A 13,898-nucleotide genomic window follows, 5' to 3' on the forward strand; every position below is an offset into this window, starting at 1 on the left:
CTACTGACGGAGGCGCTGGTGCGCTCCGCGTTCTTCCGGAAGCTCCCCGGTGATGGCCGGATCGATGCTCGTGGAACACGACTTTACCGGACGGGAGCATGCTTGAGCGATGCCCGCAGAAGAACGCCCGGAGTCACTCGTCACCGTCCTGATCGCGTTCGGGGCGAACCTGCTCGTCGCGATCGCGAAGACGATCGCCTCGCTCGTGTCGGGTTCGGCCTCGATGGTGGCCGAGGCGGCGCACTCCTGGGCGGACACCGGCAACGAGGTGTTCCTGCTCGTCGCGGAACGACGGGGCGGCAGGAAGCGGGACACCGCACACCCGCTCGGGTACGGACGCGAGACCTACATCTGGTCGATGTTCGCCGCGTTCGGGCTGTTCACGGCCGGTGCGATCGTGTCGATCTACCACGGCATCTCGGAGTTCGGGGACACCGGGCCGGCCGAGGACGTCGTCCTCAACTACGTCGTGCTCGGGGTCGCGTTCCTGCTCGAGGGCACGAGCTTCCTGCAGGCGTACCGGCAGGCGCACGGTGCCGCGACGAAGCGCAAGGTCCCGGTGCTGCGGCACGTGCTGCAGTCGTCGAACCCGACGCTCCGTGCGGTGTTCGCCGAGGACGCGGCGGCGCTGATCGGCCTGGTCGTGGCGTTCCTCGGGGTGTTCCTGCACCAGGTCACCGGGCTGGCGGTCTTCGACGCACTCGGCTCCATCGCGATCGGTGTGCTGCTCGGGGTCGTCGCGATCGTCCTGATCGACCGCAACCGCCGGTTCCTGCTCGGCCAGAGCACGTCCCCGGAGCTCGAGAACGCGGTGCTCGTCGAGCTGCTGGGCCGGTCGCAGGTCGAGCGGGTCACCTACCTGCACCTGGAGTTCGTGGGGCCGTCGCGGGTGTACCTCGTCGCGGCCGTCGACCTGACGGGCAACGAGACCGAGGAGCACGTGGCGGTGCGGTTGCGCGAGGTGGAGCAGTCGCTCGAGGACAGCCCGTACATCGAGGAGGCCGTCCTCACCCTGAGCTACCCGGGCGACGAGTCGCTGGTGCCGACCGACGGCGACGTGCCCGAGGTCGTGCGGGACGGGACGGCTTCGGACGTGGCGTCCGGGGGCGCGGGGACCCTGCGCACGGAGTGAGCGTCGACTGGGTGGGTGGCCGGCGGCGGGGTTCGTGTTGCAAGACGCCGGCGTGTCAGCAAGACGCCGCAATGTGCTCGAGACGCCGCCGGTTTCAGCGGCGTCTCGCCGTCGAGGCGGCGTCAGGTGAAGACGCCGGCGCGTCAGCGGGCGTCGAGGCCCGCGACCACCGGGGTGAGTGCCGCCGCGACGTACTCGACGAGCGCACGGCGGCCGACCCCGTCGGTGACCCACACCCCGAACGCCGCGGCGGCGGCACCGAGCATCGCGCCGGACACCGTCTGCGGCCAGAGTGAGCGCGCCTGCTCCCCCGTGCGGCCCGCGACGAAGGCGGCGACGGCCTCGTGCTGCGCCGTCACCCGGACCGCGACGCCCGCCACCAGCTCGGGCCCGATGCCCATGACCTCGGCCTGCGCAACGGCCCACGGCACCCGCTCGGGGTCGTGGGCACGGGCTGCTGCGAGCAGCGCCTGCTCGACGGCCCGGACGACGCTCGGCTCGGTCGAGGCGGCGAGGTACCCGGGCAGCCCGGCGACGGCGGCGTCGAGTTCGAGCCACATCACGTCGGCCTTCGCCGGGAAGTAGTTGAAGAACGTCGCACGGCTGACCCCGGCGCGGGCGGCGATCTGGTCGACGGTGGTGCGTCCGTACCCCTGCTCGAGGAAGAGCTCGGCGGCGGCGTCCGCGAGCACCTCGGCGCTCGAGCGTCGGGGTCGGCCACCGCGGCGGATCGGTTCGTCCACGGGACCCAGTAAACCGCTAGACTCGGTCAGCCATGATATTGGACTCAGTACAGAAAACCCTCACCGCGGTCGCGGGCGCTTCGGCGGTCCTGCTCGTCCTGGCTGCCTGCAGCGGACCGGGCACGAGCACCGGGAGCAGCACGCCGGTCGCCGGCGGCACGCTCACCTACGCCTCCGGCGACGCCGAACCGACCTGCCTCGACCCGCACGTCGGCGGCAACTACCCGCAGGCGCTCCTGGCGACGCAGTACATCGAGGAGCTCGTCGGGCTCGAGGACGGCAATCCCACGCCGGAGCTCGCGACGAAGTGGAGCACGAGCGACGACGGGAAGACCCTGACGTTCACCCTGCGCGACGACGTCTCCTTCACCGACGGCACCCCGTTCGACGCCGCCGCGGTCGTGGCGAACATCAAGCACGTGCAGGACCCGGCCACCGCCTCGAGCACCGGCTACCTGGCGCTGCAGTCCATCACGAAGGCGACCGCCACCGACGAGCACACCGTCACGCTGACGCTGAGCCGACCGGACAGCGCGCTGCTCGAGTCCTTCTCGCAGCCCTGGGTGGGCATGGAGTCCCCGAAGGCGCTCGAACGGAAGCAGGCGACGAACTGCGAGTCCCCCGTCGGCACCGGCCCCTTCGAGGTCACCGGTTGGAAGCACGGCGACCGCGTCACCCTGACGAAGAACACCGACTACTGGGGCGCGACGAAGCCGCGCCTGTCCGGCATCACGTGGCGGTTCCTGCCGGACTCGACCTCGCGCTACGCCGCGCTGCAGTCCGGTCAGGTCGACGTGATCGACAACGCCCAGCCCGACCAGCTCAAGGCCGCGTCGCCGAAGGGCGCCATCCGCGACCTCGACGCCCCGCGCCCCGGCGCCTCGAACCGGCTCGAGCTGAACTCCGGGCACGGGGTGTTCCGCGACGAAGCGGTGCGCCAGGCCTTCATCGCCGGTGCCGAGATCGACCCCGGCCTGCAGTCGCTGTTCCTCGGCACCGCGAAGCGCTCGTACTCGGTGCTCTCGAGCGCGGAGCCGCTCGCGTACTCGGAGAAGAGCCGGTTCGACTACTCCCCCACCAAGGCGAAGCAGCTCCTCGACGACGCCGGGTGGAAGGTCGGGTCCGACGGCATCCGCGAGAAGGACGGCCAGCAGCTCACCGTGACGTTCCCCGTCTCGACGAACCAGTCGGTGCCGGCCGAGCGCAGCCTGTTCCAGCAGATCCAGGCGTCCGAGAAGGCCGTCGGGTTCAAGGTCGTGCTCGACGAACTCGACCTGTCCAGCTGGTACGCCGCCCTCGCCGCGAACGAGTACGACGTCGTCAGCGCCCCGTACACGAAGGTCGGCCCCGACGTCCTGCGCATCCTGTACGACAGCGCGAGCATCGAACCGGCACCGTCGGGCTACTTCGCGAACCTGGCCCAGCTCGACGACCCCGCCGTCGACCGGCTGCTCGAGCAGGCCGCCCGCACCTCGGACGCCGACGACCGTGCCGACCTGTACGAGCAGGCGCAGAAGGCGATCCTGGCGCGCGACACCGTGCTCCCCCTGTACGACCAGCAGAACCACTTCCTGGTGCGCTCGGCCGTGCACGGCATCCGGACCACCCCGGTCTCGACGCCGTGGTTCGGCACCGCCTGGATCGACCGCTGACCCGGATGCGGTGGGTCTGGTGGGCCGTCCGGCGGCTCGCCGGGGGCATCGGCGTGCTCTGGGCCGTCGCGACGATCGTCTTCGTCGCGATCCGGCTGATCCCCGGTGACCCGGCGCTCGCGATCCTGGGCGGACCGGGGTCGCAGGCCTCGGCCGAGGCCGTCGCCCAGGTCCGCCACGAGTACGGCCTCGACCAGCCGGTCCTGGTGCAGTACGCGGTGTTCCTCGGACGCCTGGCATCCGGGCAGCTCGGCGACTCGTACGCCTTCCGCACCCCGGTCGCGACGCTCCTCGCCCAGCAGCTGCCCGTCACGCTGACGCTCGCGGTCGCCGGCCTCGTCGTCGCCTGGGTGCTCGCGATCGTCGCCGCGTGGGCCTCGACGCAACGCGGCCGGATCGCCGCCGGGCTCACCAGCGCCCTGAGCGTCACCGCGAGCGTGATGCCGCACTTCTGGCTCGGCAGCGTGCTCATCGTGGTGTTCGCCACGTCCCTGGGGTGGGTGCCGGCGGTCAGTGACGGCACCGCGCGCGGCTGGGTGCTGCCGGTACTGACCGTGGCCGTGCCGGTCGCCGGGTACCTGGCCGAGACCGTGCGCGACGGCGTGGTCGACGCGCAGCGCTCGGCCTTCGCACTCGCCGCCCGGGGTCGGGGCGAGACCCGCCTCGGCCTGTTCGGACGGCACCTGCTCCGGCACGCCGCCCTGCCCGGGATCGCGCTGTCCGCGTGGGCCTTCGGGTCGCTCGTCTCCGGGGCCGTGGTCGTCGAGTCCGTGTTCGCCCTGCCCGGCATCGGCCGTGCCCTGGTCACCGCGGTCACCCAGCGGGACATGCCGCTCGTCGCCGGCATCGCGATGGTGTCGGCGGCCGCGTACGTGGTCGTACTGGCCGTGGCCGACCTCGTCGAACGTGCCGTCGATCCGCGCAGCACCGCACGGAACGCGGCCCTGCGCCCCGGTGCTGCGCGACGCCGTGGGCCCGGCCGTCCGGCGGGCGCGCGGTGAGCGGGATCGCCGACCCGGGCCTCCAGACCGGAGCGCCCGGCCACCAGACCGCCGCCGGCACCGAGCGCGTCCGTGGGGGGACGCTCGGCGCCGGCGGCATCGCCGCGGGGGTGGTCGTCCTGGTCGCCGTGGTGGCGGCGGCGTGGCCCGCCCTGCTCGGCGGCGGGGACCCGCTCGCGGTGCACCCCGCCGATGCCCTGGCCGCGCCGAGCGGCGCGCACCCGTTCGGCACCGACGAGTCCGGACGCGACGTCCTGGCGCGGGTGGTCGCGGGGACCCGGGCATCGCTCGTCGTCGGCGTCGCCGCGACCCTGATCGGCGGCGGCGTGGGCGTCCTGCTCGGCGTCGTCGCCGGTCTCGGTGCCGGGGCCGGACGACTCGGACGACTGCTCGACGCCGTCATCGGCCGCGTCACCGAGGTCGCGTTCGCCCTGCCGCTGCTGCTCGTCGCGCTGGTCGTCATCGCCGTGACCGGTCCGGGTCCGGTGCCGGCGGTGCTCGCCGTCGGGTTCGCGACCGCTCCCGGGTACGCCCGGATCGTGCGCGGCCTGGTCCGGGCCGCCCGGAGTTCGCAGGTGGTCGAGACGGCGGTGCTGCTCGGCCGCTCCCCCGTCCGCACCGTGGTCCGGCACGTGCTGCCGACGGCGCTCTGGCCCGTCGTCGCCGTCGCCACGCTCGGGGTCGGGCAGGCGGTCGTGTGGGCCTCGGCGCTGAGCTACCTCGGCGTCGGCACGCCCCCGCCCGCGCCGGAGTGGGGCGCGATGCTCGCCGACGGTCGCACCTACCTGCAGACCGCACCGTGGATGAGCACCTTCCCCGGACTCGCGATCGTGGTGCTCGCGACCGCCGTGACCGTGCTCGGCCGGGCGATCCGACGCACCGGGGCCGCACGGTGAGCGCCGTCCTCGACGTCCGCGGGCTCACCGTCGCCATCGGCGGCACCCCGATCGTGCACGGAGTCGACCTGCGCGTCGACGCCGGCCAGTGCGTCGCCCTGGTCGGGGCGTCCGGCTCCGGCAAGACCGTCACCGCCCGCGCCGTGCTCGGTCTGTCCGTGCCCGGCGCCGCCGTGCACGCCGACGTGTTCACGGTCGACGGCGTCGACGTCGGCGGGTACACGGACCGGCGGTGGCGTCGGCTTCGGGGATCGCGGGTCGGCTACGTCGGCCAGGAGGCCCTGGGCGCGTTGGACCCGCTGCGCCCCGTCGGGCGCGAGGTCGCCGACAGCCTCCGCCTGCACACCGAGATGCGTGCGGCCGAGCGCGTGGACGCCGTGCGCGACGCCCTGGCCGCGGTGGGCCTCGACCCGGACATCGCGACCGACGGCCGGCTCGCCGGGACACTGTCGGGCGGGATGCGACAGCGGGCCCTCATCGCCGCGGCGACCGTCGGGTCCCCCGCGCTGCTGGTCGCCGACGAACCGACGACGGCCCTCGACGCCGGGGTCGCCGTCACCGTGATGGAACAGCTGCGGGCGGCGCAGACCCGGGGGGCGGGAGTGCTCGTCATCACGCACGACCTGGGCCTCGTCGCGGGGTGGGCCGACCGGGTCGCCGTCGTGCACGAGGGCCGGATCGTCGAGCAGGGCGCGGTCGCCGAGGTCTTCGCGGCGCCGCAGCACCCCGCGACCCGGGCGCTGGTGCGCGCGGCCGGTGCTGCCGCGGCTGCGCCCGCGCCGGCGCACGGTGCCGATCTCGCAGACCGGTGCGAGGTCGATGGCTCCGTGCAGCCCTCTGACGATGCACCGAGCGGCCAACCTCGCACCGACCGCACGACTCCGCACCGTGCGCCGATCGGCAGCCGCGGCACCGAGCGGGCAACCTCGCACGGTGCGAGGGACGTGCTCGCGGCGCAGGGGCTCTCGCGGGAGTACGACGGGGTGCTCGCGGTCGACGACGTGTCGTTCGGGCTCGAACGCGGCCGGGTGCTCGGGGTGATCGGCGCCTCGGGCTCGGGCAAGACGACGCTGGCGCGGATGCTCCTCGGGCTCGAGACGCCCGACGCCGGCGCGGTCACGCTCGACGACGAACCCTGGGTCCCGCTGCCCGAGCGCGAGCGCCGCCCCCGACGGCACCGGGTCGCGGCCGTCGTCCAGGACCCCGGCGCGACGTTCGACGAACGGTGGAACGTCGAGCGCGTCCTCGCCGACGCGTTCTCGCGCGGTGACGAACGGCGGGCACGCGGTGCGCTCGGCGAACGGGTCGACGCGGCACTGCGACAGGTCGACCTCGACCCCGTGCTGCGGTCCCGCTCCCCCCGCACCCTGTCCGGCGGGCAACGCCAGCGGCTCGCGATCGCCCGTGCGCTGGCGACCGATCCCGAGGTGATCGTGCTCGACGAGCCGGTGACCGCCCTCGACGCCACGGTGCAGGACGCCGTGCTGCGGCTGCTCGAACGGCTCCGCGACGAGACCGGCGTGGCGATGGTGTTCGTGTCGCACGACCTGCGGGCGGTCCGGCGGATGGCGGACGACGTCCTCGTGGTGCACCGCGGCGCGGTCGTCGAGCACGGCCCCGCCGCCGAGGTCTTCGCGCGCCCGGCGCACCCGGTGACCGCGCGGCTGCTGCACGCCGCGGAGCGGCTGGCAGTGGGCCCCGCCGCGGGGACCGCAGCCGGCCTCGCGGGCTGAGCGACCGTCCATGCGCGCTCGCACCCGTGGACTGTCGCTGCGCGCGTGACGTCACCGACGGCCCTGAACGGCCAGGAGGCCCGGCGCGCGTTCCGTGACGGACGTGCACCGGGCCTCCTGGCCGGGTTGCCGCGGGGCGGCCCCGTGGTCAGGAACCGGAGGGTTCCTTCTGGGCGGCGTCGGCCGAGATGATCGGGATCTCGCTCGTCGAGAAGTCCTTCGCCCAGTCGGACTGCGCGAGCTCCGACGTCGGGTCGTTGTAGTCCTCGATGACGCCGGCGATCTCGTCCTCGGAGCCGACCGTCGGGCCGGAGCCCATGAGCGGGCTCGCGGCGGTCTCCTTGGTGAAGTACACCGCGACCAGGCCGATCACGGCGGCGAGCATCAGGTAGAACGCGGGGATGTCCTCGGCCCAGCCGTACCCGGCGTCCTTCGCGGCGTTGATGAGCGCAGCGGTCGCGAGCGGGGTGGTCCCGCCGAAGAGCGACACCGACACGTTGAACGCGATCGCCAGGGCGCCGTAGCGGATGATCGTCGGGAACAGCGCGGGCAGCGTCGACGGCATGGTCGAGGTGAACGTGACCAGCACGACGCCGAGGATCAACAGGCCGGCGAAGACGCCGACACCGGTGCCGGTCTGGACCAGCTTGAGGGCCGGCCAGGACAGCAGGATGAAGCCGATGCAACCGGCGGCGAGCACCGGACGGCGGCCGAACTTGTCGGACAGCCGACCACCGAAGGTGATGACGACCATCATGAGCAGCATCACGATGACGATGAGGATCAGGCCGAACGTGGCGTTCTGGCCGAGGTTCTGCTCGAGGTAGGTCGGCATGTACGACAGCAGCATGTAGTCGGTCACGTTGAAGACCAGGACCAGGCCGATGCAGATGATGAGCGAGCGCCAGTTCTCGGCGAAGAGCTTGAGGAACGGGGTCTTCTGGCCCTCGCGCTCGGCGGCCTGCTCCTGCTGCTTCTGGAACGCCGGGGTCTCCTCGAGCTTGAGGCGCAGGTAGAGGCCGATCAGGCCGAGGGGGCCCGCGACGATGAACGGGATGCGCCAGCCCCAGCTGAGCAGGGCGTCCTCGGACAGGCCGAACTGCAGGCCGGTGACGATCGAGGCGCCGAGCACGTAGCCCGCGAGGGTGCCGAACTCGAGCCACGAGCCCATGAACCCGCGGCGCTTGTCGGGCGAGTACTCGGCGATGAAGGTCGCGGCGCCCCCGTACTCACCACCGGTCGAGAAGCCCTGCACGAAGCGGGCGACGAGCAGCAGGACCGGGGCCCAGAAGCCGATCGTGTCGTACGACGGGATCAGGCCGATCATGAGCGTGCCGGCGGCCATCAGGATCATCGTCAGCGCGAGGACCTTCTGGCGGCCGATCTTGTCGCCGATCGGGCCGAACACGGCACCACCGATCGGGCGCACGATGAACGCGGCGGCGAAGAAGCCGAACGTGGCGACGATGTTCGCGGCCGGGTCGCCCTGCGGCAGGAACACCTGCGAGATGGTGACCGTCAGGTACGCGAAGATGCCGAAGTCGAACCACTCCATGGCGTTGCCGAGCGCGGCAGCCGCGACGGCACGCTTGAGCAGTGACTCCTCGACGACGGTGACGTCGTCCTTCGTCAGATCGCGACGAGCGCGCTTCGCGGCGCCCTTCGTGCGCAACGGCCGATCGCCGTGCGGGTGGGGTGCGTTGTTCGGTGCCAAGTCGTTCCTCCGGGGTGCGGTGCTTCCTTCGGGCGTCCGGCGGACGGCGACGTTGCAGCTCCTGCGAACCCTGCGCTCGCCGGACAAACCCAGGAAGACTAGCAGGCTCCGGGCGTGTCCGACAGTTCGGTGTGCTAGGCGCTGCTCGGTGATGGCCGCGTCCGACCGGTTCGTCCGCCTGCGTACGCGTGCACGGCCGCTACGATTGGGGCACCGCGCGTCAGGCGCGGAACACTCAGGCACCTCATCACGGACTCGGTGCCGCACACACGTACGGAAGGCACACCCATGACCAAGCCCATGCCCGAGAAGCCCGGCGTCGACGGACTGGAGCAGGTCTGGGGGCCGGTCTGGGAGCAGGACGGCACCTACCGCTTCGACCGCGACGCCGCCGGTCACCGCGACGCCGTCTGGTCGATCGACACCCCGCCGCCCACCGCCTCCGGCTCGCTGCACATCGGGCACGTGTTCTCGTACACGCACACCGACCTCAAGGCCCGGTTCGAGCGCATGCGCGGCAAGCACGTCTTCTACCCGATGGGCTGGGACGACAACGGTCTGCCCACCGAGCGCCGTGTGCAGAACTACTACGGCGTCCGCTGCGACCCGACGCTGCCGTACGACCCCGAGTTCACGCCGCCGTTCGAGGGCGGGGACGGCAAGTCCTCGAAGGCCGCCGACCAGCTGCCCGTGTCGCGTCGCAACTTCATCGAGCTGTGCGAGCGCCTGACCGTGCAGGACGAGCAGCAGTTCGAGGAGCTCTTCCGCACGCTCGGGCTGTCGGTCGACTGGACCCAGTCGTACCGCACCATCGACGACACCTCGCGGGCCAGCGCCCAGCGCGCGTTCCTGCGCAACCTCGAGCGCGGCGAGGCCTACCAGGCCGACGCCCCGACCCTGTGGGACGTCACGTTCCGCACCGCGGTCGCGCAGGCCGAGCTCGAGGACAAGGAGATGCCCGGCGCGTACCACGGCATCGCCTTCCACCGCACCGACGGCGGCGGCGACGTCGTCATCCAGACCACCCGCCCCGAGCTCCTGCCCGCCTGCGTCGCCCTGGTCGCACACCCGGACGACGAGCGGTTCCAGGACCTCTTCGGCACCACGGTCCGCTCCCCCCTGTTCGACGTCGAGGTCCCGGTGCTCGCACACCACCTGGCGCAGAAGGACAAGGGTGCCGGCATCGCGATGGTCTGCACCTTCGGTGACACCACCGACGTCGTGTGGTGGCGCGAGCTGCAGCTGCCGAACCGCGCGATCATCGGCTTCGACGGCCGCGTGCGCTCGGACGAACCCGCCTGGATCGGGTCCACGACGGGCCGGGAGCTCTACGCCGAGATGGCCGGCAAGACCGTGTTCTCGGCCAAGAAGGTCGTCGTCGACGCGCTGACCGAGTCCGGCGAGCTGATCGGTGACGTCAAGACCATCCAGCACCCGGTGAAGTTCTTCGAGAAGGGCGACAAGCCCCTCGAGATCGTGTCGACCCGCCAGTGGTACATCGTCAACGGTGCGCGCGACGAGCAGCTGAAGAGCACGCTCCGCCAGCGCGGCGAGGAGATCGCGTTCCACCCGGACTTCATGCGCGTGCGCTACGACAACTGGGTCGGTGGCCTGTCCGGCGACTGGCTCATCTCGCGCCAGCGCTTCTTCGGCGTGCCGCTGCCCGTCTGGTACCCGCTCGACGCCGACGGCAACCCGGTGTTCGACCAGCCGATCGTGCCGACCGAGGCGCAGCTGCCCGTCGACCCGGCCTCCGAGCCCGCCCCCGGCTTCACCGAGGACCAGCGCGGCGTGCCCGGCGGGTTCCAGGGCGAGCTCGACGTCATGGACACCTGGGCCACCTCGTCGCTCACGCCGCAGCTCGCGGGCAAGTGGGAGACCGACCCGGCGCTCTACGACCTGGTGTACCCGTACGACGTCCGCCCGCAGGCGCAGGACATCATCCGCACGTGGCTGTTCACGACCGTGCTCCGCAGCCAGCTCGAGGCCGACGTGGTGCCGTGGAAGCACGCCTCCATCTCCGGCTTCATCGTGGACCCCGACCGCAAGAAGATGTCGAAGTCGAAGGGCAACGTCGTCACGCCGCTGTCGATCCTCGAGCAGCACGGCGCCGACGCGGTCCGCTACTGGGCGGCCTCGTCCAAGCTCGGCACGGACGCAGCCTTCGACCCGCAGAACCCGAAGCAGATCAAGGTCGGCCGTCGTCTGGCGATCAAGGTGCTCAACGCGGCGAAGTTCGTCTACGGCTTCCCGCTGCCCGAGGGCGCCACGAGCGTCACCGAGGCGCTCGACGTCGACATGCTCGCCGAGCTCGGTGCCGTCGTCGAGCAGGCCACCGCGGCGTTCGACGGGTTCGACCACGCGCGTGCCCTCGAGATCACCGAGCGTTTCTTCTGGACGTTCTGCGACGACTACCTCGAGCTCGTGAAGGAGCGCGCCTACGGCACCGCGTCCGACGCGACGCACGAGACGCAGGCGAGCGCGGTCCTGGCGCTGCGCGGCGCGATCGACGTGCTGCTCCGCCTGCTGGCACCGTTCCTCCCGTACGCGACGGAAGAGGTGTGGGCCTGGACCCACGACACCAGCGTGCACCGGGCCTCCTGGCCGACCGCGGCCGACCTGCCGACCGACGCGGCCCCCACCGGGCTGCTCGCGGCCGTCGGACAGGCGCTCATCGGGATCCGCGGAGCGAAGACGGCGGCGAAGGCGTCCCAGAAGACGCCCGTGACGCGTGCGGTCGTCGCGGCGCCCGCCGAGACGCGGGTGCTCATCGAGCGCGCGGCGGTCGACCTGGCGGCCGTCGGCCGCATCGATAACCTGTCGTTCGTCGACGGCGACGAGCTCGCCGTCACCGAGATCGAGCTCGCGGAGCAGCAGGCGTAACGTCGCCTGTCCGGGCCGGGTCGCCTTGGTGACCCGGCCCGTCCACCACCGGACTGGAGGCACGGATGCAGTTGGGCACACGCTGGAACGTGGGTGGGGAGCCGCCTGCGCGACTGCCCGAGACGATGGTCGTCGCCGTGCGCGGGGTCGAAGACGAGCTCGCGGCGGAGTCCGTCGACACGGCGACGTGGGGCTGGACCCTGACCTTCCTCGAGGGCAAGCCGATCGTCGAGCTCGACGACGGCACCTCGATCCACCTCGACGCGCTCGGGCACGCCCAGGTGACGAACCCGGACGACGCGGGCGAAGAGGACTAGCGCGCGCTGCGCGCGGGCGCGCTGCGCGGCGCTTGGAGTGCAGAAATGGTCGGGTCCCCGGTGGGGACCCGACCATTTGTGCTCACGATGCGGGCGCCCCCGCCGGGGAGCGCCCGCGTGATCGCCGAGGGATCAGGACTCGGCGAGCCAGGTGCGCAGGACTTCGTTCACCTCGGCGGTGTGCGTGGTGAGCAGACCGTGCGGGGCACCCTCGATCTCGACGTACTCCGCCGCGGGCAGCGCCTGGGTGAAGCGTCGTCCGGTGGCGTCGATCGGGAGGATGTTGTCCGACGTGCCGTGCACGATCAGTGCGGGGACGGTGACCTTCGGGATGTCCTGACGGAAGTCGGTCGGCCAGGTCAGGGGTGCGGCCGCGGACGCGATCGAGCCGGAGCCGGCCGCGATGTTCCAGGCGTTGCGGACCTGCTCCTCGGAGATGCGGGTGCCGAGGTTCTCCGACAGGTTGAAGAAGTCCTGGTAGAAGTTCGTGAAGTACGCGTAACGGTCCTTCGCCACGTCGGCGGCGATGCCCTCGAAGAACGACATCGGGCCGGCGCCGTCGGGGTTGTCGTCGGTGATGGCGAGGAACGGCTCGAGCGAGGCGAGGAACGCGACCTTCGCGATCCGGTCCTCACCGTGGCGGCCGATGTAGCGGGCGATCTCGCCGGTGCCCATCGAGAAGCCGACGAGGATCACGTCGCGCAGGTCGAGGGTCTCGAGGACCGTGTGCAGGTCGTCGGCGAAGGTGTCGTAGTCGTAGCCGGTGGACGGCTGCGAGGACTGGCCGAAGCCGCGGCGGTCGTACGTGATGACGCGGTAGCCGGCCTCGAGGAGCATCGGAACCTGCCCCTCCCACGAGTTGCCGTCGAGGGGGAAGCCGTGGATCAGCACGATCGGCTGCCCCTGGCCCTTGTCCTCGTAGTGGAGTTCGATGTCGACGCTGTTCTCGGTTCCGACGGTGATGGCACCCATGATCGTTCCTTCCCTGAGTATCGCGGAGAACGATCGTTCTCCGCCGATGTGGACTACAGTAGAGAACGCCCGTTCCCAGCGCAACTCGAGAACGGTGAACACTCAGGGAACGGGGTACACACATGGCCACCAGCACCGTCGAGCCGGACGTCCGAGCACACATCGTCGAGGTCGCGGACCAGCTGTTCTACACGCGCGGGATCCAGTCCGTGGGGATGGACGAGATCCGCACGGGCGCCGGGGTCTCCCTCAAGAAGCTGTACGCGGCGTTCCCCGGCAAGGAACAGCTCATCGCCGCGGTGCTCGCCGGCCGCCACGACATGTGGGAGCAGGGCGTGCACGGCGCGGTCGAGGCTGCGGCCAGCCCGCGCGACAAGCTCCTGGCGGTCTACGACTTCCTGGAGTCGTGGTTCGGCGACGACACGTTCCGCGGCTGCGGGTTCATCAACGCCTTCGGCGAGCTCGGCGCGACCTCGCCCGCCGTCGCCGAGATCGCGCGCGCGCACAAGGACTCGTTCCAGCAGTTCGTGCAGCGACTCACCGCCGAGGTCGTCGCCGACCCCGAGCACGCCGAGGAACTCGCCGCGCAGCTCGCACTGCTCGCCGAGGGCGCGCAGACCACCGCGGCCATCGCCGGCACCACGGCGCCGGCCGCGCACGCGCGTCGTGCCGCGGTGACCCTGATCGACGCCGCGATGCGCTGACACGCGACCGCGATGCGGACTGGAGGAGCGTGGCGGCGCCGCCACGGGCCTCCCGTCCGTCCGTTGGTCGCGCCGGGCGCGGGTGCGCCTGCCGGGCCGTTCCGGGCGTCCCTGGTCGTTCCGGGCGTACCGGGTCGGTTCTTTCGACCAG

Annotated in this window: 11 protein-coding genes; 8 read left to right on the top strand and 3 right to left on the bottom strand. The window is 71.9% G+C overall.

Going from position 1 to position 13,898, the window contains the following annotated elements:
* The first annotated feature begins 109 nt into the window (after positions 1-109).
* Positions 110-1,132: a cation diffusion facilitator family transporter gene (locus tag DEJ03_RS12540; RefSeq protein ID WP_110864854.1), complete on the top strand. Its 1,023-nt coding sequence runs from the start codon at positions 110-112 to the stop codon at positions 1,130-1,132.
* 143 nt (positions 1,133-1,275) lie between these two features.
* Here DEJ03_RS12540 and DEJ03_RS12545 read toward each other — a convergent pair whose 3' ends face one another.
* A complete protein-coding gene (locus DEJ03_RS12545) occupies positions 1,276-1,875 on the bottom strand; it encodes a TetR family transcriptional regulator (RefSeq protein ID WP_110864855.1) in 600 nt (199 codons plus the stop codon).
* A gap of 32 nt (positions 1,876-1,907) precedes the next feature.
* Between DEJ03_RS12545 and DEJ03_RS12550 the strand changes: the two genes are divergently transcribed.
* Genes DEJ03_RS12550 through DEJ03_RS12565 form a run of 4 tightly spaced genes read left to right on the top strand, consistent with a single transcriptional unit; the run spans position 1,908 to position 7,157 of the window.
* Entirely contained in the window at positions 1,908-3,527 is a 1,620-nt protein-coding gene (locus tag DEJ03_RS12550; protein WP_110864856.1) for an ABC transporter substrate-binding protein, read from the top strand.
* Between the two features lie 5 nt (positions 3,528-3,532).
* Positions 3,533-4,528, top strand: a complete 996-nt coding sequence (locus DEJ03_RS12555; RefSeq protein ID WP_110864857.1) for an ABC transporter permease — start codon at positions 3,533-3,535, stop codon at positions 4,526-4,528.
* On the top strand, positions 4,525-5,424 hold the full coding sequence (locus DEJ03_RS12560) for an ABC transporter permease (protein WP_110864858.1): 900 nt from the start codon (positions 4,525-4,527) through the stop codon (positions 5,422-5,424). Before DEJ03_RS12555 ends, DEJ03_RS12560 begins: the two co-directional genes overlap by 4 nt.
* Entirely contained in the window at positions 5,421-7,157 is a 1,737-nt protein-coding gene (locus DEJ03_RS12565) for an ABC transporter ATP-binding protein (RefSeq protein WP_110864859.1), read from the top strand. Before DEJ03_RS12560 ends, DEJ03_RS12565 begins: the two co-directional genes overlap by 4 nt.
* A gap of 148 nt (positions 7,158-7,305) precedes the next feature.
* Here DEJ03_RS12565 and proP read toward each other — a convergent pair whose 3' ends face one another.
* Positions 7,306-8,871: a glycine betaine/L-proline transporter ProP gene (proP, locus tag DEJ03_RS12570; RefSeq protein ID WP_228513609.1), complete on the bottom strand. Its 1,566-nt coding sequence runs from the start codon at positions 8,869-8,871 to the stop codon at positions 7,306-7,308.
* 288 nt (positions 8,872-9,159) lie between these two features.
* Here proP and valS point away from each other — a divergent pair, with 288 nt between their 5' ends.
* Together valS and DEJ03_RS12580 are read left to right on the top strand one after the other, a co-directional pair.
* Positions 9,160-11,754 carry a valine--tRNA ligase gene (valS, locus tag DEJ03_RS12575; protein WP_258370813.1) on the top strand — a complete coding sequence of 865 codons (2,595 nt, stop codon included), beginning with the start codon at positions 9,160-9,162 and terminating at the stop codon, positions 11,752-11,754.
* Between the two features lie 65 nt (positions 11,755-11,819).
* Positions 11,820-12,071 (top strand): hypothetical protein, encoded by a 252-nt coding sequence (locus DEJ03_RS12580; protein WP_027464702.1) that lies wholly within the window; start codon positions 11,820-11,822, stop codon positions 12,069-12,071.
* Positions 12,072-12,203: 132 nt separating this feature from the next.
* Here the strand turns inward: DEJ03_RS12580 and DEJ03_RS12585 are convergent, their stop codons facing one another.
* The gene (locus DEJ03_RS12585) at positions 12,204-13,043 is read right to left on the bottom strand and encodes an alpha/beta fold hydrolase (protein ID WP_110864860.1); all 840 of its coding nucleotides are present in this window, start codon (positions 13,041-13,043) and stop codon (positions 12,204-12,206) included.
* Positions 13,044-13,165: 122 nt separating this feature from the next.
* Between DEJ03_RS12585 and DEJ03_RS12590 the strand changes: the two genes are divergently transcribed.
* Positions 13,166-13,747: a TetR/AcrR family transcriptional regulator gene (locus tag DEJ03_RS12590; protein ID WP_110864861.1), complete on the top strand. Its 582-nt coding sequence runs from the start codon at positions 13,166-13,168 to the stop codon at positions 13,745-13,747.
* The last annotated feature ends 151 nt before the right edge of the window (positions 13,748-13,898 follow it).

It is taken from the genome of Curtobacterium sp. MCLR17_043, assembly GCF_003224215.1.
GTDB classification, from domain to species: Bacteria; Actinomycetota; Actinomycetes; order Actinomycetales; family Microbacteriaceae; genus Curtobacterium; species Curtobacterium flaccumfaciens.

Excerpts from the sequence above, each read along its gene's own strand:
- DEJ03_RS12540 (WP_110864854.1), top strand. The coding sequence starts at position 110 with ATGCCCGCAGAAGAACGCCCGGAGTCACTCGTCACCGTCCTGATCGCG.
- DEJ03_RS12550 (WP_110864856.1), top strand. The coding sequence starts at position 1,908 with ATGATATTGGACTCAGTACAGAAAACCCTCACCGCGGTCGCGGGCGCT.
- DEJ03_RS12555 (WP_110864857.1), top strand. The coding sequence starts at position 3,533 with ATGCGGTGGGTCTGGTGGGCCGTCCGGCGGCTCGCCGGGGGCATCGGC.
- valS (WP_258370813.1), top strand. The coding sequence starts at position 9,160 with ATGACCAAGCCCATGCCCGAGAAGCCCGGCGTCGACGGACTGGAGCAG.
- DEJ03_RS12580 (WP_027464702.1), top strand. The coding sequence starts at position 11,820 with ATGCAGTTGGGCACACGCTGGAACGTGGGTGGGGAGCCGCCTGCGCGA.
- DEJ03_RS12585 (WP_110864860.1), bottom strand. The coding sequence starts at position 13,043 with ATGGGTGCCATCACCGTCGGAACCGAGAACAGCGTCGACATCGAACTC.
- DEJ03_RS12590 (WP_110864861.1), top strand. The coding sequence starts at position 13,166 with ATGGCCACCAGCACCGTCGAGCCGGACGTCCGAGCACACATCGTCGAG.